The 18,377-nt window shown below is 39.1% G+C and carries 22 protein-coding genes and 1 pseudogene; 9 read left to right on the forward strand and 14 right to left on the reverse strand.

The window, feature by feature from the left end:
- Nucleotides 1-18: 18 nt before the first annotated feature.
- Entirely contained in the window at nt 19-1,044 is a 1,026-nt protein-coding gene (locus EZY12_17645; GenBank protein QSX66606.1) for a tRNA-dihydrouridine synthase family protein, read from the forward strand.
- A gap of 94 nt (nt 1,045-1,138) precedes the next feature.
- Here the strand turns inward: EZY12_17645 and EZY12_17650 are convergent, their stop codons facing one another.
- Together EZY12_17650 and EZY12_17655 are read right to left on the reverse strand one after the other, a co-directional pair.
- Nucleotides 1,139-1,294: a hypothetical protein gene (locus tag EZY12_17650; protein QSX66607.1), complete on the reverse strand. Its 156-nt coding sequence runs from the start codon at nt 1,292-1,294 to the stop codon at nt 1,139-1,141.
- A gap of 85 nt (nt 1,295-1,379) precedes the next feature.
- Entirely contained in the window at nt 1,380-1,586 is a 207-nt protein-coding gene (locus EZY12_17655) for a hypothetical protein (protein QSX66608.1), read from the reverse strand.
- 72 nt (nt 1,587-1,658) lie between these two features.
- On the opposite strand from EZY12_17655, the gene EZY12_17660 reads away from it, so the two are divergent.
- The 4 genes and pseudogenes from EZY12_17660 to EZY12_17675 all read left to right on the forward strand — a co-directional run bounded on the left by EZY12_17660 (nt 1,659) and on the right by EZY12_17675 (nt 5,464).
- A complete protein-coding gene (locus EZY12_17660) occupies nt 1,659-2,522 on the forward strand; it encodes a transposase (protein QSX66609.1) in 864 nt (287 codons plus the stop codon).
- Between the two features lie 588 nt (nt 2,523-3,110).
- Entirely contained in the window at nt 3,111-3,731 is a 621-nt protein-coding gene (locus EZY12_17665; protein ID QSX66610.1) for a reverse transcriptase N-terminal domain-containing protein, read from the forward strand.
- A 27-nt stretch (nt 3,732-3,758) separates the two neighbouring features.
- On the forward strand, nt 3,759-4,820 hold the full coding sequence (locus tag EZY12_17670) for an HNH endonuclease (GenBank protein ID QSX66611.1): 1,062 nt from the start codon (nt 3,759-3,761) through the stop codon (nt 4,818-4,820).
- A 161-nt stretch (nt 4,821-4,981) separates the two neighbouring features.
- Nucleotides 4,982-5,464: pseudogene (locus EZY12_17675) on the forward strand (transposase).
- On the opposite strand, the gene EZY12_17680 reads toward EZY12_17675, so the two are convergent.
- The 5 genes from EZY12_17680 to hemC all read right to left on the reverse strand — a co-directional run bounded on the left by EZY12_17680 (nt 5,453) and on the right by hemC (nt 9,041).
- Complete coding sequence (locus EZY12_17680) at nt 5,453-5,842, reverse strand: SMI1/KNR4 family protein (GenBank protein ID QSX70719.1); 390 nt, start codon at nt 5,840-5,842, stop codon at nt 5,453-5,455. The pseudogene EZY12_17675 and the gene EZY12_17680 sit on opposite strands and share 12 nt — an antisense overlap.
- Nucleotides 5,843-5,928: 86 nt before the next feature.
- Nucleotides 5,929-6,036: a hypothetical protein gene (locus tag EZY12_17685; GenBank protein QSX70720.1), complete on the reverse strand. Its 108-nt coding sequence runs from the start codon at nt 6,034-6,036 to the stop codon at nt 5,929-5,931.
- A complete protein-coding gene (locus EZY12_17690) occupies nt 5,991-6,320 on the reverse strand; it encodes a hypothetical protein (GenBank protein ID QSX66612.1) in 330 nt (109 codons plus the stop codon). Before EZY12_17690 ends, EZY12_17685 begins: the two co-directional genes overlap by 46 nt.
- Nucleotides 6,321-6,414: 94 nt before the next feature.
- Entirely contained in the window at nt 6,415-7,896 is a 1,482-nt protein-coding gene (gene glgA, locus EZY12_17695; protein QSX66613.1) for a glycogen synthase GlgA, read from the reverse strand.
- Between the two features lie 176 nt (nt 7,897-8,072).
- A complete protein-coding gene (gene hemC / locus EZY12_17700; GenBank protein ID QSX66614.1) occupies nt 8,073-9,041 on the reverse strand; it encodes a hydroxymethylbilane synthase in 969 nt (322 codons plus the stop codon).
- Between the two features lie 87 nt (nt 9,042-9,128).
- Between hemC and EZY12_17705 the strand changes: the two genes are divergently transcribed.
- Nucleotides 9,129-9,278, forward strand: coding sequence for a hypothetical protein (locus EZY12_17705; GenBank protein QSX66615.1), 150 nt, complete (start codon nt 9,129-9,131; stop codon nt 9,276-9,278).
- A gap of 8 nt (nt 9,279-9,286) precedes the next feature.
- Nucleotides 9,287-9,895, forward strand: coding sequence for a Uma2 family endonuclease (locus tag EZY12_17710; GenBank protein QSX66616.1), 609 nt, complete (start codon nt 9,287-9,289; stop codon nt 9,893-9,895).
- Here EZY12_17710 and EZY12_17715 read toward each other — a convergent pair.
- From EZY12_17715 to EZY12_17735, 5 genes are all read right to left on the reverse strand, one after another.
- Nucleotides 9,892-10,266, reverse strand: a complete 375-nt coding sequence (locus EZY12_17715; GenBank protein QSX66617.1) for a hypothetical protein — start codon at nt 10,264-10,266, stop codon at nt 9,892-9,894. The two genes, EZY12_17710 and EZY12_17715, sit on opposite strands and share 4 nt — an antisense overlap.
- A gap of 205 nt (nt 10,267-10,471) precedes the next feature.
- Nucleotides 10,472-10,903 (reverse strand): CAAD domain-containing protein, encoded by a 432-nt coding sequence (locus EZY12_17720; GenBank protein QSX66618.1) that lies wholly within the window; start codon nt 10,901-10,903, stop codon nt 10,472-10,474.
- Between the two features lie 105 nt (nt 10,904-11,008).
- Nucleotides 11,009-11,401 carry a GFA family protein gene (locus EZY12_17725; protein QSX66619.1) on the reverse strand — a complete coding sequence of 131 codons (393 nt, stop codon included), beginning with the start codon at nt 11,399-11,401 and terminating at the stop codon, nt 11,009-11,011.
- A complete protein-coding gene (locus tag EZY12_17730; protein QSX70721.1) occupies nt 11,391-11,738 on the reverse strand; it encodes a hypothetical protein in 348 nt (115 codons plus the stop codon). Before EZY12_17730 ends, EZY12_17725 begins: the two co-directional genes overlap by 11 nt.
- A 71-nt stretch (nt 11,739-11,809) precedes the next feature.
- Nucleotides 11,810-13,294, reverse strand: coding sequence for a CIA30 family protein (locus EZY12_17735; protein QSX66620.1), 1,485 nt, complete (start codon nt 13,292-13,294; stop codon nt 11,810-11,812).
- A gap of 121 nt (nt 13,295-13,415) precedes the next feature.
- Here EZY12_17735 and EZY12_17740 point away from each other — a divergent pair, with 121 nt between their 5' ends.
- Both EZY12_17740 and EZY12_17745 read left to right on the forward strand, forming a co-directional pair.
- Nucleotides 13,416-13,916, forward strand: coding sequence for a pyridoxamine 5'-phosphate oxidase family protein (locus tag EZY12_17740; GenBank protein QSX66621.1), 501 nt, complete (start codon nt 13,416-13,418; stop codon nt 13,914-13,916).
- A 2-nt stretch (nt 13,917-13,918) separates the two neighbouring features.
- A complete protein-coding gene (locus EZY12_17745; GenBank protein QSX66622.1) occupies nt 13,919-14,824 on the forward strand; it encodes an alpha/beta hydrolase in 906 nt (301 codons plus the stop codon).
- Between the two features lie 653 nt (nt 14,825-15,477).
- Here EZY12_17745 and EZY12_17750 read toward each other — a convergent pair.
- Nucleotides 15,478-16,977 (reverse strand): family 10 glycosylhydrolase, encoded by a 1,500-nt coding sequence (locus tag EZY12_17750; GenBank protein QSX66623.1) that lies wholly within the window; start codon nt 16,975-16,977, stop codon nt 15,478-15,480.
- A 226-nt stretch (nt 16,978-17,203) separates the two neighbouring features.
- Entirely contained in the window at nt 17,204-18,328 is a 1,125-nt protein-coding gene (locus tag EZY12_17755; GenBank protein ID QSX66624.1) for a transposase, read from the reverse strand.
- Between the last annotated feature and the right edge of the window lie 49 nt (nt 18,329-18,377).

The following is an 18,377-nucleotide window of genomic DNA, read 5'->3' on the forward strand; positions in this document are numbered from 1 at the left end:
CTTATCACCAGAATCTCTATGTCCCAGGTATCGCTCCCCCAATCGCTGCATCCAAACCTACCACTCACCGCTCTTGCACCCATGCAGGATGTAACAAATCTCTGGTTTATGAAAATTATTGCCCACTATGGCAGTCCTGACTACTTCTTTACTGAATATTTCCGCGTCAATGATACTTCACGGCTCAATCGGCACATTCTGGCAGCAATTACCGAAAATGATACAGGTCGCCCGGTTTTTGCCCAAATGATTGGCGAAAGTATTCCCGATTTAGTCAGAACAGCAAAAGAACTCTGCAAATATAATATCGCGGGAGTAGATTTGAATATGGGTTGTCCAGCGCCGAGAATCTATCGCAAAAATGTGGGGGGTGGGTTGCTGCGAGAACCGGAAAAAGTGGAGCAGATTTTGGGAGAGTTGCGTTCTGCTGTGAGCGATCGCCCTTTTACTGTTAAAATGCGTGTAGGCTTTGAAAATACAGATAACTTTTACAAAATTCTCGATATCATCAATCGCCACAATATTGATTTACTGAGTTTGCATGGTCGCACGGTGAAAGATATGTATCATGGTGCGGTAAAATATGATTTGATTGCGGAAGCTGTGAAGCGGGTTAATTGTCCCGTGTTGGCCAATGGTAATATTAACTCGGCCACAACTGCCCTGGAAGTGCTGGCGCAAACGGGCGCAGCGGGGGTGATGGTAGGACGTTGGGCAATTGGTAATCCTTGGCTATTTAATCAAATTCGCCAGGCTTTGCGAGGAGAAACCATTACACCTGTTCCTTTAGTAGAAGTACGCAAATATATTGATCGGTTATGGCATACTCCTACAGCCTCAACTATACCAATGCGATCGCGTGTAGCCTACATGAAAATGTTTCTTAACTACATTGCCTTGAGTGTTGATACTGAAGGTCATTTTCTAAAACTAATGCGAAAGACACAGACTGATGTAGAATTGTTCAATTTATGCGATCGCTTTCTGGTTGCTGATCCGACGCAAACTTTAGCTCTAGCACCTTATTCAGGCTGTTTTAAATAAGTACAGTATGTGCTAGATTATAATTAAATTGATAAATCACGGTAATCATGAGCTTTTTACTTATTATTAGGCATCTACTTTGTTGGACAAAACATCATTTTTGCAACCAACGTTTATCCTTAGTGGTGGCGGGGAATAGCGGCTGATGGTTCAGTGCTTGCACATCTAACTTGCTAGAAGCATCAAAGACTTTAACAATTTTGCGTAATTCCCCACCCTCAATGTACTGATATGGTGGGGATGTAAGCAAGTCAAAAACGAAACGTTCTTAAAATGTTTTTTACTGCAAGTAAAAGAGTTTTGAGGACAGTTGAGTTTTTGACAAAATATTAGCATTAGTTCGCAAGTAAATTATCTATTATCTGACGCAACCATTCACCATAACTTTGGCTTGGGTCTTTTATTGCCGATATCCTTTCGGCGACTTCTTTATCTATCGTTAGCCCAATCCGAATTTTACTCTCTCTATATCTAGCATTATACTTGTTCACTTTGTCTTTGTTTCTCTGTTGCCATTCAGTTTGTGTTCTTGGTTTTTTCATGAGTTGACATATCTATGTGAATAGATATATAATAGTATTTAGAATAAACAAAAACAAGGGGTAAAAACATCAATGGCGTTACGTAGAGCAACTTTCAGGCTATATCCCAATAGACAAGTCAATGAAATGTTGCACTATCACCGCAAACTTCATAAGGACTTATATAATGCCGCTGTATCTAATCGCATTACTTCATATAAAAAGTTTGGTAAATCTGTTTCTTACTTCGAGCAGCAGAATTGTTTACCGGACTTCAAAGAAGTTTGGATAGAATATAAAACAATTAATTCTCAAGCATTACAAGCCACATTGAAACGGGTTGATTTTGCTTTTCAAAGGTTTTTTAAGGGACAAGCATTGTACCCTAGATTCAAGTCAATTCGTCATTATTCCGGTTGGACTTATCCATCTTTTACGGGCTGGAAAGCTCATAGTACAGGGGATAATGGCTATTTAGAATTATCAAAGATTGGTCAAATCCAGATGCGAGGTAAAGCTAGACTTTGGGGGCATCCTAAAGCTTTAGATATCGTTTACCGCAATGGTAAATGGTATGCTTCCATCGTCTTGGAGATTGATGATACTTTGTTAAAGAATAGTCGCAAAACTGATAATGGGATTATTGCAATTGACTTAGGTTGCAACGATGCAATCGCATGGACAAATGGTGAAGAAAATGGGTACGTCCGGGCGCCTCGGTTTTTCCGAAAAGCAGAACAAAAAAATAAACAATTGGGTAAAGCTAAACGTCGTAAACGTTCTCCCAATTTCCAGAAAAAAGTCAAGGCTTCTAGAAGGTGGAATAAAACGCAGAAATTAGTTAGTAAACTTTCGAGAAAAGTTGCTAACCAAAGACAAAACTTTGTTCACCAGGAAACTACACGAATAATCAGCGGTAATAGCACGGTAGTTACTGAAGTGCGAATCGTTGGCTAGAAACTAAAAACCCGTAAGGGTTTTGGAGGATTAGCCGCAAGGTACAAAACCTTGACAACTGAATGACCATGTAGGTGAGAGCCATTATCCTAGAACCCCTCAAACCCTACCCCGTAGGTGCAACGGTGAAAGCATCACCCCCAGGTTCGAGACTAGCCATCAAAGCCTGAAGCGGGGTGAAAAGGTGTTATTACTGACAGCCTAAGTTGGTAAGCATCGAGCAAAGTACCCATGAGTAAAGCCTAGGCTTGAAGATGCGATTGAATCGTCGTGACTACCAACCAGCGAAATAAGGCTAAAGGCGCTGGAGTCAAAAGACACAGGATAAGGAGTTGGCAATGTTCGGTTTGACCAATTTGCACTTCCAATAAACCCGGCGAATAGCATCACTCTAAAGGTACACAGCATGGTCATTCGGAACGAGATAACCTCTCGCTTGCTCTCAGGTGGTCGAATACCTGAGTAGGTGCTAACCGTATGCAACGAGAAGGTGAGATTAAATCAAAAGCGAATGTCTGGGGTAATGCCCAGAATATGCTGACAGATTTACGGTGATTTGGATGATAAAGTCCCAAGTAGTGAGTATATATGTCTAATACACAGTCTCAACAACTGATGGTGGAATGGCACTCTATTAACTGGCGCAAGCTAGAACGTAGCGTGTATAAGCTCCAAAAGAGAATTTATCAAGCCTCCGCCCGTGGTGATGTAAAAGCATATCGCAGACTCCAAAAGACGCTGATGAAGTCATGGTCAGCAAGAGCTTTAGCGGTTCGTAGAGTCACCCAGGATAACCAAGGGAAAAAGACGGCTGGTGTAGATGGCGTTAAATCGCTGACTCCAAAACAGCGTCTAGAACTCACTGGAAATCTAAACCTGGGGTCAAAGGTCAGTCCAACTAGACGGGTATGGATTCCTAAGCCTGGAACGGAAGAGAAACGACCTTTGGGAATACCTACAATGAAAGACCGAGCCTTGCAAGCACTTGTCAAACTGGTATTAGAGCCAGAATGGGAAGCGCGATTTGAGCCTAACTCTTATGGGTTCAGAGCCGGACGCTCATGCCATGATGCAATAGGGGCAATATTTAACGCTATCAACGGGAAACCAAAATATGTTCTCGATGCCGATATTGCCAAATGTTTTGACCGCATCAACCAGGAAAAACTGCTAATAAAATTGAATACATCCCCCACCATCCGCAGATAAATTCGCGCATGGTTAAAAGCGGGAGTGATGGACGGTAAGCAGTTGTTTCCAACATCTGAGGGTACGCCACAGGGCGGGGTAATTTCCCCATTACTGGCAAATATTGCCCTCCACGGGATGGAAGAACGGATTAAGCAATATACAGAAACGCTGGAAGGAAGGAAGCAGCATAATTATCAAAGCCTCAGCTTAATCAGATATGCCGATGACTTTGTTATTCTCCACAAAGACATAACCGTTGTCCAAAGATGCAAAGAGATAATCTCTGAATGGTTACAAGGCATGGGTTTGGAATTAAAGCCTAGTAAAACGAGACTTACTCACACCCTCCATCAGTATGAGCAAGAAAAACCAGGGTTCGACTTCCTTGGTTTTACGATACAACAATTTCCAGTAGGAAAGTATCACTCGAAGCAGGGCTTTAAAACAATCATCACCCCAAGCAAGCAGAAGCAAAAGGTACACTACGACCAAATCGCCAGTGTTATTGAAGCTCATAAGGCAGCACCGCAAGCGGCGCTAATCAGCCGTTTAAACCCAATAATTAGGGGATGGGCAAATTACTACGCGACTGTGGTAAGTAAGGTGACTTACTCAGATATTGACCACCTTATGTACCAAAAGTTAAACGCTTGGGCAAAACACCGTCACCCCAAAAAGAACGGGAAATGGGTGTCAAAAAGGTATTGGCAATCCATAGACGGTGATAACTGGGTATTCGCAACCAGGAAGGAAGGTTCAACCTCACTTCGGTTACTAAATCATGCCGACACGCCAATAGTGCGTCATGTGAAAGTCAAAGGCGAATCGTCACCATACGACGGAAATCTGGTTTACTGGAGTACAAGAATGGGTAATAACCCAGAAATGCCAACCAGAGTATCAAAACTCCTGAAAAAGCAAAAAGGGAAATGTACCCACTGTGAAATGTTTTTCCGTGAAGACGATGTAATGGAAGTTGACCATATCATCCCAAAATCGAAAGGTGGAAAGGATGAGTATAAAAATCTTCAACTTTTACACAGACATTGCCACGATACAAAGACAGCCAATAATGGCAGTCCTGGCACAAAAATCCGGCTGCAATAGTGCCGAGCCTAAGCCCACCAGAAAACTTGAAAAAGTCGAAGGAAAATGGGTAATGAGGTGTGCATGACAAGCACCAAATCATTGAGGAGCCGTGTGAAGGGAAACTTTCATGCACGGTTTTGAAGACCAACGGGGTTGGTGACAACCTCGTTGAGTTTAATAAATTAGAAGTCAAAAACATGAGTGCCAAAGCCAAAAAAGGTAAACGTAAAAAGCAAAAAGCTGGGTTGAATAAATCAATTCTTGATGTAGGAATGGGGATGATAAAGTCCGCTCTAAAAGCGAAATTATCAGATATTGGTGGCTTGTTTGTAGAAGTACCTACTCGCAAAGTGAAACCATCTCAAACCTGTCCAAAATGTGGACATCAAGAGAAAAAAACTTTAGACCAACGAACTCACGTTTGCAATAACTGCGGGTATACCCAACAGCGCGATATCGCCGCCGCAGAGGTCATGCTACTTTGGCACTCAAATAATCTACAGGGGTTAGGAACTAGCCTCTCAGACGTAGATGATTCTAGCTCTACTTCAAACACTAGCAAACGCAAGAATGCTGGAAGTATGAAGCAACTAGGTCGTGTGAAACGTCAAAAATCTCAACTTACTGATGGGGATGTAGAAACCCCATCTTCAACGAAGTAAGATGGGGTAGTTCATATAAAGATTGATTTCCACAGATAGAAAGTCACTAAACTGATCATGACTTTTGACAAAATAAAGCTGTTCTTGTCCTTCACAATATGAATAAGTTGGTGGGTTATCACCTTCTGAAAGTCTGAAAAAGCTGAACTGATATCCCTGGTGCATGAAAAATACAAAAGCATCCTCTGGTAAAGCTTGAGGAAAATCATTTTCTACTAAAAGCTGTTTAGCCCATTCTTGAATTTGTGGCAAATGCTGATAAAAGCAATCTGAACCACGTAAAAATTTACCTGCCCCATGCCCCATCATCTTTAGAAAGTCTTTGTAAGTGCTGGGCAGATTAATACCTTGTTGTCGTTCAAGTTGAATTATTTCCAAATCTGAACATCGGGAAAGATCATGCTCATTAAAAATAAGATTAAGTCGTGTGGGTAAATTGCAAATTGACATTTCTACCGACTCCTTTATTCGATGTTTCCGTGATGTACATTTAGCTGAATGTTCGGGAAAGTCTGTCTAAACTGCTTCATGACATACTCACACGAATCACATGGCTCTTTGAAGTAAATAATTCAATTTTACCCTTTACTTCTCTATTATTTGTATATTTTTCAGCGATTGCCTCTAATATTTTGTACTCTGAGTCTAAGTCTCTTCGGTGTCCACCAATATCAAAGGCTTGAAACATCGGTTGATTGGGTAAACCAACCGCTCCTTCCCGCAACAACTTCCCACTAAAAGCAAATAGCTCCAAAAATGTCTCATTTACCCATACTCGAGCAATAGCAACATTTCGGGCTGGCGCTGGCACGTTACAAATTTTGCGAATTTCTGCGACGCGCTCTAACCAATCCATCTTTTTTAATTCTATACTATCGTGTATTAAAAAGGGGCATTCTGTGATAAATACCCCATCAATATTGTTTACAATTCCAACTTCTTACAACACCTTAAACTAATTTTGATTTTGGTTTTGGTTTTAGTTCTAGTGTTGGTTTTGATTCTAGTTTTGGTTCTGGTTTTGGTGTTAGTTCTAGTGTTGCTTCCGGTTCTGGATCTGGTAACCCATAGATAGAACGATAAAGTTTATCGTACTGTTTGGCTGATTCATACCAACTGAAATTTTCACTCATACCGCGTTTTTGTAATTCTTGCCACTGAGGTTTGAAACGGAAACCTTCCCAAGCCCGAATCATGCAAGTAAACAAGTCTAGAGGTTCATAACGGTCAAAGCAATAACCTGTACCCGCTTCATTGACTGGATCATAGTGGCTGACGGTATCAACTAATCCCCCTGTGCGGCGAACAATAGGCACAGAACCGTAACGCAAAGCCATCATTTGGCTGATACCGCAGGGTTCAAAGCGGCTAGGCATCAAGAAGGCATCTGTACCTGCGTAGATGCGACGGGAAAGAGCATCATTATATAGGAGATAAGTAGACATCCTTCCGGGATAGCGGGATGCGAGTTGCCACATTTGGGTTTCATAATAGCGATCGCCTGTTCCCAAAAGGACAAACTGGGCATCAGTATAAGCCATGAATCGGTCAAGGATTTGTAATACTAAATCCATCCCTTTTTGTTCTACCAACCTTGTCACCATACCGATGAGAAAGGCGTTAGAATTAACTTCTAAACCCACCTCTTCTTGCAGAGCTATTTTATTAGCTTTACGTTGATCAAGTGTATCTATAGTGAAGGTTTGGTTAATGTATTTATCATTAGCAGGATCATAAACTTCGGTGTCTATACCGTTAATTATTCCTGATAATTTGCCACTAACAAAAGATAATAACCCTTCTATTTGCTCACCATAGGTAGGTGTTTTGATCTGCTCTGCATAGGTAGGAGAAACTGTATTTACCTTATTAGCAAACTGGATTCCGGCTGCCATGGCATTGTGTCCTTGCATATACCAGGGACACCAAGTAATTTTCTCTAAATACCACCGCCAAGGACCCTGATAAGCGAGATTATGAATGGTGAATACACTGGTAATATCTGGAGATTGATTCAACCACACAGGCAACATTGCTGTATGCCAATCATGACAATGGACAATTTCTGGTTTCCAGTAATTCCAGCAAAATTCCGCCGCACCATTGGAAAATAAGGTAAATCTCCACTCTTCATCTTCTCCACCATAAATCCGCCGAGGCAAGAACACTGGATGTTGAAATAAATACAAAGGAACATCAGTACCAGGCAGCACACTTTCATAAACTGAAAACTCCTGAAACATAGCTGCTCCTTTCCAAATGGGTTCTTTAGGAACTGCCATTTTGTCAGGAACAAAGCCATAGTAGGGCATGAAAATCCGCACATCATGACCCATTGCCCTCAAGAATTTCGGTAATGCACCGACAACATCCCCCATTCCGCCAACTTTAGCAATGGGAGCAGCTTCCGCTGCTACAAATAAAATTTTCATATTTTTGTTAGTTGTTACTTGTTAGTTATTAGTTGTTAGTTGTTAGTTGTTACTCCCTTCCCAGTATTAAGATTACCTATTTTCTTCCTTCTTCCTTCTTCCTTCGTGTTCTTCGCTCCTTCGTGGTTCATTTAATCTATATTCTTTTAGTGGGAAGGGAGTAGTTGTCAATTGCCTTATGATCCTCGTTGAATCTCGGTAAAGATTTTTTCTAATATTTCTGTAGCGCCTTGTTCTCTGAGAATACTAGCCAGTTTTGCGCCTAATTCTTCAGCATCCACAGCCGCACCGGTGACGGTATCTTTAACTATTTTTTGACCATCAACGCTGGCAACAAGACCTTTTAAAGTTAATTGATCACCATTTATTTCTGTGTTTACACCAATGGGAACTTGACAGCCACCTTCTAAAACACGTAAAAATGATCTTTCTGCTAAACAGCGATCGCGTGTTTGCGGGTGTTCAATAGCTTTAAGTATTTCAATTACTTCAGTGTCATCTGCTCGACATTCTATCCCCAAAGCACCTTGTCCGACGGCATGGAGGGAGATTTCTGGAGTAAGAATTTGATGGATGCGATCGCTCATTTCCAATCTTTCTAAACCAGCTACCGCTAAAATTAAAGCATCATACTCACCGGCATCCAGTTTAGCCATGCGTGTAATCAAGTTTCCCCGCACATCCTTAAAAGTAAAATGAGGGAACTTATGGCGTAACTGTGCCAATCTTCGCAGAGAAGAAGTACCAATCACCGCATCTGCGGGTAAAGTCTCGATTTGCTCACCTTTATGCTTTTCATGCAGCACCACCGCGTCTGCGGGGTTTTCCCGTTCTGTAATTGCTGCTAGGGTCAACCCTTCTGGTAAATTGGTTGGTAGATCCTTGAGAGAATGCACCGCAAAATCAATATCTTTATTGATCATGCCCAATTCCAGTTCCTTGGTAAATAGTCCCTTATCGCCAATTTTAGCCAAGGCTACATCCAGGATTTTGTCCCCTTGGGTAGACATGGTATGGACTTCAAAAGTAATGTGGGGAAAAGCTTTCTGGAGTTCCGCTTGTACCCAGTATGTTTGAACTAGAGCTAGTTGGCTTTTACGTGAACCAATCCGAATAGTGCGTGCAGGACTAGAAACTGAAGTCATAAAACTATTTGTCAAACCAGGCGATAAATTAACATTGATCTAGACTACCGCAGCACGTGACTTACTGGATTATTTAAGATTAATTCTGTGAAGATTTTATTTGTGAGTCGCTTTACATTTATTTACAATTTAGCCAATTTGGCTGGTTTAGATCCCCAACTTTTTGAAGAAGTCGGGGATATTTCTATATTCACGGAGAATTGCTATATAATTTATTTAGCAGTAATTCGGTATTAAAAACTTCTATGCTTTTACTTCAAGAAGTATCTGAAATATTACAAGCTGAAGATCCAGAAGAACGGCAAACTATCACTGGTGTCAATTGGGAAAATTACGAAGCTTTACTCAATCATTTAGGTGACAGCTTACAATATAGAGTTACATATTTAGATGGAGTCATAGAATTAGTGTCACCAAGTCGTCGTCACGAAATTCGCAAAACTGTAATTGGATCTTTAATTGAAATTTACTTTCAAGAAAAACGCATTCGTTATTTTCCCCTTGGTTCTACAACCTTTCGCAAACAAGCAAAAAGAGGAGGAGTAGAACCAGATGAATCCTACTGTATAGGCACAGAAAAGGAAGTTCCTGATCTTGCCATTGAAGTCGTAGTCACCAGTGGGGGAATTGATAAATTAGAAGTTTACAAAAGATTAGGTGTGACAGAAGCTTGGTTTTTTCAAAACAATCAATTTGCAGTTTACCATCTGCATGGTGAAAGTTATGAATTGGTTGCCAAAAGTGTGTTATTGCCAAACTTAGATTTGTCAACTTTGGCAAAATATGTAGTAGCCGATGATCCTTTAGATGCTGCTTTAGAATTTCGGGAGAAAATCAAAGAAATGGTCAATTAAATTATTCCTGGTCCTTTACCTCTTTTATCAAAATCCTCTGTTAGCAGCCCCGTTTTATCCTCATTCACTTCTCGCAATTCCCGTATCCGTTCAGCTTTGTCTTCTTCTGCTGCTTCTTGTGCATCACCAGGAACTTCATAATACATTTCTGGTTCAACTGCATAATTATTCAACAACCCCTCTTTATCCACAGTATAACCGTCCGTTGTCCGAATACTGTAAATATCAGCTTGGTCATTTGTGGGAGCGCTCGCAACATCGTCTTCTGTCGGCAGTTGTTTATAATTTTTCCCCTCTCGTTTAATTCGTGCTGCTGTTTCTGCGGGAATTATGCCTCTATCGTAGGTATCTGCGGTAATCTTCTCATTCATACAACAAGTCCTTTTTACTTTTTGAAGACTGCAAAAACTAGCCTAGAATTTTCTCTAAGATAAAGACACTATCTTCAGGAAGAATTGCCGAAAAAACTTTGATTAAAATTATCTATCTATAGATGTATTAAATATCCTTAAAGATAAAATAAAATGTAGGTAGGTTATAGCCTAGCCTACATTTTATTAACTCAACAAAAAAACTTTACCCTAAAGATTGTTTTTTGAAAGAGTTAAATTTCTGGGATAATTCTTGACGAGTCTCATATTTGAGTAAATAACGGAAAGCAAACCAGATAAAGTAGAATAGACCAATCAGTTCAAGAATTGGTTGTAGCAACGGTACATCATTCACAGCATCTAGTAAGGCGATCGCTACCTTAACTGTTACCAAAGCTGATAAAATCAAAACTAGAGTGATTAAACCCTGTTTATTATTGTTAAAAATACTGCCTAAATAATCTGGCAGTTTATTGAAAAATTCGAGAATTTGTCTACTAATTTGCTGCCATTGGGATTCAGATTCTTTAGCAGCAGATAGTCTTGGTAAATTGCGATTGTCTCCACCAGAAAAAGATAAGATATCTTGTGGTGAAGTATAATTTCCTTGTTCGGGTTGCTGTGCTTGAGTTTCCATGATATTTGTTATTTAGAAATTACAACATTTTTGACAAATGAACAGACGTGATTAAAATATCACATTTTTCAGGTTAAATCCTCAATTCTTAAATAAATAGCATATTTAACCTCTTTTTAACTTATGAATATTTTCCTCCCAATTTGCACCATCAAAAGGCATAATTTCAAAATTTCCTAGAACATTTCCATCTAAACACCGCACATTGATATCAATATAATCAGGGTGACTACGGGGAACATAAAAAGAATGAATACCACAAATCTTGCAAAATTTATGTTGTGCTACTCCTGTATTAAAGGTGTAAGTTTTTAAGACATCTTCCCCTTGTAATAAAGTAAACTGTGCTTGGGGGACAATCAAATGGAGAAATCCTTTTTTAGAACATATTGAACAATTACAATCATCAACCTTGTGATTATTAACTACTACCCGAAACCGCACCGCACCACAGTGACAACCACCATCATAAATAACAGATTGATCTTTATTTAACATTTAGTTTCTCAAGTTGATTAACTCGAATCGTTAATTTATTAACTTTTTGGTTTAATTCAACCACTAAAGTTGCTAGATTCTTAAACATCTTTTCCTGTTGTGATTGTGATAAATTCTGTCTTAAATTAGGAGAACCTTGGGAATTATTAGCAGCAGGTAATTGATTATTTTTACTAACCATTAACTCAATTTGCTGTAACCGTAATTGTAAACTCCTAACATCAGATTCTAAATTATTCACACGGAAATCAACTTGCTGAGGTAAAGCCGAATTTAACAAAAAACCACTCCAAACAATGATCACGCATACCCCAGTTACTAACCATCTTCTAAACATCATCTTATCAAATAAAAATTGTCGGTTGGGTTGACAACGGAAACCCAACAAATCCCATAATTAATCAATTTTCACTTATCAGCTTGCAAAGAAGAAAATAGCCGGTTCCAATCTAAATTATTAGCAATTACATCACTTTCTTTAACTTCAAAAATACGATTACTGGCTTTTGGTTCTTTAATTGCTTGTACACAAACTTCCGCAACATCATCACGGCTAACTTTTCCTCGAATATTATCACCTTGTTCAAAGATTAATTCCTTCCCTCCCGCTGTTTCCGTCAAAGCACAAGGTCGAATAATTGTATAAGGAATTCCACTAGATTTTAAACTTTCTTCCCCTCGCAACTTCCAAGTTAAAATCCCTCCCAATTGGTCATTTAACCTTACCGCTGGTGGTTCTTCATCTAAATTAATTCCTGGTCTTCCCGGACGAGTTACCCCAGCCGAACTGATTAATACAAATTGAGGTAAAGTTTCCCCACCATAGGCTTGAATTGATGCAACTTCCAACGCAAAAATCCCCGGATTAAATGCAGGATTTAAAGCCCCATCATATTCAAACTTACTCAACATTAATTGCAACGAACAAACTTTACTAATATCCATTGGTGGACAGTCCTTAACAATTTTGGCACGAAATACCGGAACTAAATCTGTAAAAGGAATCTGAATATCTAGCCAATTATTAGCAACAGTATCAAAAGAATAACTATAACCAACACCGTCCCAAGTTGACTCTGTGCGGATAAATATTTTATAACGTTGACCGTCACCTTTAACCCGCAATTTCACACCTTGATAACCAGATAAATCAACTAATGGTGAAAAATTCTTAGTTCTTACTGAAGCAAAACCCCCAGAATTAGCAGTTGAAACATTACCTGTGAATACTGCTGTATTTTCCCTAATTTGAAAACTACTGGAACTGACACCACCCATAACCACATCATCTAAAGCCCCCCAGATATTTTTTATTTCATCTGATGGTTTAGTAAAATCAAATATGGGTTTTTCCCCCACAGAAACCAGATATTTCCCGGCTGCTTCAACTAAATTTTTCACACCTTGATATTCAACATTTTCTGGTGTATCTCCCACAATTTCCGGTAGATAAAATTTCACACCTTGATTATATTTAGCTCTATCTGGTGTATCTCCCTCCACAGGTTGAACACGCACCGAAGTACAACAAATTACAGCTTGAATATTAGCCATAACTAAACTTGTTAAAGTCTCTGGTTTTGTAATATCTCCAACAACCAAATCAATATCATCACCTAGAATTGGTTTTGCTTTTTCAATATCTCGAACCAAACAGCGCACATGATAACCTTGTGTTAACAATTTCTTGACAACTCGTTTACCCACACCACCAGTTGCACCAGCTACGAGAATTACAGCCATATTTCTTCCTTCTTTAGGTTGATTTTGATGATCTTGAGGACTACCTTGAAAAAGTTTTTGTATCCAGTTAAGAAGCGGAAAAACTTCAAAATAAGTTAGGGTTTTGAGAAACCTGCATAAATCCCATTGAGAACGATTGTTATTACTCATATTGACTATTTAACCATTTTATTCTTATTGTATCAATTTTTTGTACCCACTACAAGATTTTGAGAAGTCGGGGATCTGGATTTCTTTGGTATAATATCCATAAAATAGGATAATTGTGATAATGAATCAACTTGAAAAAGCCCAAACTGAATATGAGAAATTCCCTGAAGAATTTACCAGCATTATTATTAGTACCGTCAGTAAAGATGGGATTCCCAATGCTAGTTATGCACCATTTGTCATGGACAATGACAAAAACATCTATATTTATGTAAGTGGACTAGCTATCCACACCCAAAACATTCATAATCATCCTCATGTAAGTGTTTTATTTATTGACGACGAAGCTAAAACCAAACAAATTTTTGCCCGTCGGCGGTTAAATTTTGATTGTACCGCAAGTTTAGTAGAAAGAGAAACTGAAAAATGGCAGGAAATTGTTGATAAATTTCAGATTCGTTTTGGAGAATTGATTTCTACATTACGCAGCTTACCAGATTTTCGGATTTTGCAACTCAAACCAAATACAGGACGTTTTGTTATTGGGTTTGGGGCTGCTTATAATATTAGTAGTGAAAATATAAATCAACTTGTCCAAATTACCAAAGATTCACTTTCCTAATTATGCTACAATTTCAACCTCCTGGTTTTGGTAGTAAATTCATTCATACGTCTTTAGGGACAATGGTTTACTATACCCAAGTTAGTACCCCTTGGGAAAATGCCTCATATCAAGATTTACCACCATTGTTATTTTTACATAACTTTGGTGGTGGTGCGTCCGCTTATGAATGGTCAAAAATTTACCCAGCTTATGCGTCAAAATATCGAATTTTAGCCCCTGATTTAATTGGTTGGGGAAAGTCTGCTCACCCCGTGCGAGATTATCAAATTGAAGATTATTTAACCACAATTATTGAGTTTATTACTCAAACTTGTAATCAACCTGTAACTGTCATAGCATCTTCTCTAACTGCGGCTTTAACTATTCGTCTCGCTGTCACTTACCCTGACTTATTCAAAGCTTTATTGTTAGTTTGTCCTTCCGGCTTTAATGATTTTGGAGAAGGTGCAGGCAGGAGACTACCACTTTCTTTAATTAATACCCCATTAGTAGATAATTTAATTTATGCTTTGGGTGCAGAAAATGAAATTGCAGTCAGGAACTTTTTGCAAAGTTTTCTTTTTGCTAAACCAGAAAGAGTGACTCAAGAAATGGTGTCAGCTTATCTAAGTTCTGCACAAAAATACCAAGCCAAATTTGCGGCTTTGTCCTTCTTACGCGGAAATCTTTATTTCGATTTGAGTTTATATATTCAACAACTTCAAATTCCCACTATTATGTTATGGGGTGAAAAAGCACAGTTTACAAATATGCAATTAGGACGACGATTAGCAAATTTAAATCCTGGTGCAATTAAAAGTTTTCAAGAAATACCCGATACAGGAATTCTTCCCCATTTAGAAATACCCGCAGTTGTCATCGGAATATTACAAAAATACAACAATACAGGAGAATTTAGAATTTAGCTTAATCAGCAGAAGCCCCACGTCTCACTATACCGGAGCGTGGGATGAATGCGCGTGAGTTGAGTTGCGTAGCCCAAATTGTATTTGAGCGTAGCGAAAACAAAGAAGGCTACAGCGACGAAACGAACAAAATATTGATTTTATGTGATTATGACCAGAGTAGGTGTAGTCCAATTAAATGCTCCAAATGCAGCCTACAAAACAAAAAACAAATCTCAAAACTAAAGAACCGTGGGGCGCACGGTGTAGGGGCGTATTGCAATACGCCCCTACTCAGTTAATGTCCGGATTAGGAGTCACGCTCGTTGCCCACACTCACCTGAAAGGGAGTGTGTGGAGTACGTCACAATAGACATTAGATTCATTCGTGGTGTATCAAAAACTCTCAGATCCCCCCTAACTCCCCTTAAAAAGCTACGGTGTACACACAAGTCTTCTAGAGTTGCCCCACAACGTTTAGATCCCCCCAACCCCCCTTAAAAAGGGGGGCTAAATTCTTCAAAGTCCCCCTTTTTAAGGGGGATTTAGGGGGATCGGATAACGTTTAGCATCCTGTCTAGAGATGTGTGTACACCGTAGCCTTAAAAAGGGAGGGATAAATTCTTCAAAGTCCCCCTTTTTAAGGGAGATTTAGGGGGATGTTTCTGTTTAATTTAGCGAGAATTACAAGATTTCCGTTCATTATCATCTTGAGGATATTGCCAAGAATATGCAAAATGGCTAACAGCTTTAATTTGAGGAGATAATTGCCGGAGAGCTTGCATTTGCACTTCCAAAGATGGACGATTGCTAATTGATTCTCCCCACTTCCCAGCTAAAGCCGGAATGACTTTTGTCCCTGGTTGCGCCATCTTTAAAACCTGTTGAACTTGTGCCACAATGCAATTAGCATTACCACAATTTGCATAAGACATGGGATGCCATTCTAAGGTTTTGGGGAACTTATCCCAAGGTTGTAAACGGGAATCATACCCTTGTCCTAAAGCCTGATTACCTTCGGGAAAAAATACCACTCCAGCAGGAATACCTTGTTGTTTAGCTGGGTAACTTACTAAAGCCACAAAATCTAAGATACCTTGCATAGCGTGAGCAACCGTGAGTAACCACAAATCTAATTGCAAAACTCGCTGTTTTTCCCCTGGGGAAGGCAGAGATTTCTGCTTTTTTTGAGGAATACGCCCTTCCCATAATGGTTCATCTTCTTGCGGATAGCGTTTATCAACTTCTGCTATGTCGCCGGCGCTTACATAGCCCCTAGTGAGAAACCGACGAATTAATTCTAACCCTTTGGAATTTTTAGCGCGGCGAAATAGGACTTCTTGAGTAGCAGGGGTAAATAACCATAAGTCATGAACTTTGGTAGCAATAGAATCAGTACCAGTCTGACGGGGATAGCGGACATAATCAAAGAGGATACCATCTGGACGGCGGCGCACAACCTGCTGCACCATAAGGTAATAATCAGTTTTTGCCTGGGTGTTGTAGGGGTCAATAAATACTTGAGAGCTATCTTCTACTACAGATAAGCTAGTTTGATTTTTGCCATTACGAGCGATCGCATCTTGTCTATCTTTACGTTGAGCATAAGTAAAACCGAAGTTATTAGTATACATCCAAGCATAAACTTTTAAACCGCGTTGTTGCCCTTTTTGAATGGCTAAGGCTAATAAATCAAATTTTTCTGTACCAGGAGTGCGAACTACAGCAGGCCAAACAGTTGGGTTAGTGGCTGCTGGTAAGAGTACCTGCCCATCATAAAATACTTCTAAATAAACTTGGTTATAGCCTTGGTTGACAATACGATCCATAATTTGATCAACTAGCCCCGGTTGGGTATCACAGGGATACAAGCGTAACCAAATAGCTTGAGTTTCTGGCCAAGTCTGACTGCGGCACTTTTGTAATTCTTTTGTATGCTGTTTAAGGAGTTTTTGATAGCGACTTTTTGCATCTTTATTGCCTCTAAAAGCTAATAAGCGCAAGTTTTCTTTTTCTTGAGTTGCTTTTAATGATACCGAACAATCCTGTCTTTTTTGAGCAATAGCTGGTTCAGTAACTAGATTGAAAATCAATAAACAATTAGTAAAAATTACAGTAAATAAACCTTGCCAAGATAAAATTAGTCTTATAAATTTCCAGTTGTGATCAGACATACAGCAGATATCAGGTAAATGAAGTACAAAATTTAATGACAAAGCCATATAGCAAGAGACTTTTAAACCTGTTCCCTGCTACATATAGCAATCAATTTCGATTTGTAATAGCTTGCATGAAATAGACTGTACTTAAAATATCCCCACATCTGGAGAGATATAAAACTACCAAAAGCAGTATTTCAGTTGACATACTCCCCAGCCTAAAGGCGTGGGGATTCTGGGGTCAAACAGCAATTGCTGGCGTAGCCAGTCTAACATCACCTAACCCAATGGTTGATGCCCCAACCATTTGAATATTTATAGCGGCGTTTTCATCTCTTCCATTTACGGAATTACAAGATGGACAACGCCATTGTCTAACAGATAAATCCAGCTTTTCTAAAATCTGCCCACAATGAGAACAAGTTTTACTAGATGGATACCATTGGTCTATATAAACAACTTGTTTCTTTTTCTTTTTAGCTACCCATTCTAGTATTTGTAGAAATTCTCCAAAAGCTAAGTCTGATATTTTTCTGCCCCAAAGACGTTGCATACCCTTGAGGTTTAAGGTTTCAAAGCATAAAACATCAAACTTATCTGTTAACTTATGAGCTATTTTCCAAAACCAATCACTTCGGCGGTTACAAACATCCTCATATTTACGAACTAAGTTCTTTCTAGCTCGTTCACGATTATGTGAGCCTTTTTGTTTTTTGGAGTGATTTCTACTAGCTTTTTTGATAGCATTTAGAGATTGCTTTAGGAACTGTGGAGAATCAATTGAAGTTCCATCAGAGCCAGTTAGAAATGTTTTGAGTCCAAAATCAAACCCCGCTATTTTACCAGTCGTTGATTTAATTCCTGATTCTGACTCATCATCAATTACAATAACCATAAACAATTCACCTAGTGGTGTCCGCTTAATGGTTAATGTTTTGATTTTTCCTTCTATTTCTCTGGATTGCCAAAATTGATAAACTCGGCTGCCAATTTTAATTCTATTGCTACCCAAAAATTTATAACCAGCTTGTTTAAGAGTAAATGATTTGTATTTTTTAACTTTTTTAAAACCTGGTGGTCTGACTCCTTTTTTATTGTGTTTAAAAAATAATTGATAGGCTTTCTCAATCCGTTGGCAAATATCTTGTACTGCTTGAGAACCTACTGATTGCCAAAATGAATTACGCTTTCTTAATTTGGCAATATGAGATTGTAGTTTGGCACAGTTTAAGTGTTTGCCCCACATTCGGTAATACCGTTTATGCAGAGCAATACAATGGTTATAGATCACCCCGGAGGCATTGATCATCCGTTTGAGGTGTCTATTCCTTTTGTGTTCGTACAGCTTAAACTTTAGTGAATTCATGCTACTATTATATCATAAACTCATGGCAATATGACGGCATAAAAAAATT

The organism is Dolichospermum sp. DET69 (assembly GCA_017355425.1).
In the GTDB taxonomy this organism is placed as follows: Bacteria; Cyanobacteriota; Cyanobacteriia; order Cyanobacteriales; family Nostocaceae; genus Dolichospermum.

Coding starts and splice junctions, on each gene's coding strand:
- EZY12_17690 (QSX66612.1), bottom strand. CDS start 6,320: ATGGATTGGTTAGAGCGCGTCGCAGAAATTCGCAAAATTTGTAACGTG.
- EZY12_17655 (QSX66608.1), bottom strand. CDS start 1,586: ATGAAAAAACCAAGAACACAAACTGAATGGCAACAGAGAAACAAAGAC.
- EZY12_17670 (QSX66611.1), top strand. CDS start 3,759: ATGGACGGTAAGCAGTTGTTTCCAACATCTGAGGGTACGCCACAGGGC.
- EZY12_17720 (QSX66618.1), bottom strand. CDS start 10,903: ATGGAAACTCAAGCACAGCAACCCGAACAAGGAAATTATACTTCACCA.
- EZY12_17645 (QSX66606.1), top strand. CDS start 19: ATGTCCCAGGTATCGCTCCCCCAATCGCTGCATCCAAACCTACCACTC.
- EZY12_17740 (QSX66621.1), top strand. CDS start 13,416: ATGAATCAACTTGAAAAAGCCCAAACTGAATATGAGAAATTCCCTGAA.
- hemC (QSX66614.1), bottom strand. CDS start 9,041: ATGACTTCAGTTTCTAGTCCTGCACGCACTATTCGGATTGGTTCACGT.
- EZY12_17725 (QSX66619.1), bottom strand. CDS start 11,401: ATGTTAAATAAAGATCAATCTGTTATTTATGATGGTGGTTGTCACTGT.
- EZY12_17735 (QSX66620.1), bottom strand. CDS start 13,294: ATGAGTAATAACAATCGTTCTCAATGGGATTTATGCAGGTTTCTCAAA.
- glgA (QSX66613.1), bottom strand. CDS start 7,896: ATGAAAATTTTATTTGTAGCAGCGGAAGCTGCTCCCATTGCTAAAGTT.
- EZY12_17745 (QSX66622.1), top strand. CDS start 13,919: ATGCTACAATTTCAACCTCCTGGTTTTGGTAGTAAATTCATTCATACG.
- EZY12_17710 (QSX66616.1), top strand. CDS start 9,287: ATGCTTTTACTTCAAGAAGTATCTGAAATATTACAAGCTGAAGATCCA.
- EZY12_17715 (QSX66617.1), bottom strand. CDS start 10,266: ATGAATGAGAAGATTACCGCAGATACCTACGATAGAGGCATAATTCCC.
- EZY12_17755 (QSX66624.1), bottom strand. CDS start 18,328: ATGAATTCACTAAAGTTTAAGCTGTACGAACACAAAAGGAATAGACAC.
- EZY12_17665 (QSX66610.1), top strand. CDS start 3,111: ATGTCTAATACACAGTCTCAACAACTGATGGTGGAATGGCACTCTATT.
- EZY12_17660 (QSX66609.1), top strand. CDS start 1,659: ATGGCGTTACGTAGAGCAACTTTCAGGCTATATCCCAATAGACAAGTC.
- EZY12_17730 (QSX70721.1), bottom strand. CDS start 11,738: ATGTTTAGAAGATGGTTAGTAACTGGGGTATGCGTGATCATTGTTTGG.
- EZY12_17750 (QSX66623.1), bottom strand. CDS start 16,977: ATGTCTGATCACAACTGGAAATTTATAAGACTAATTTTATCTTGGCAA.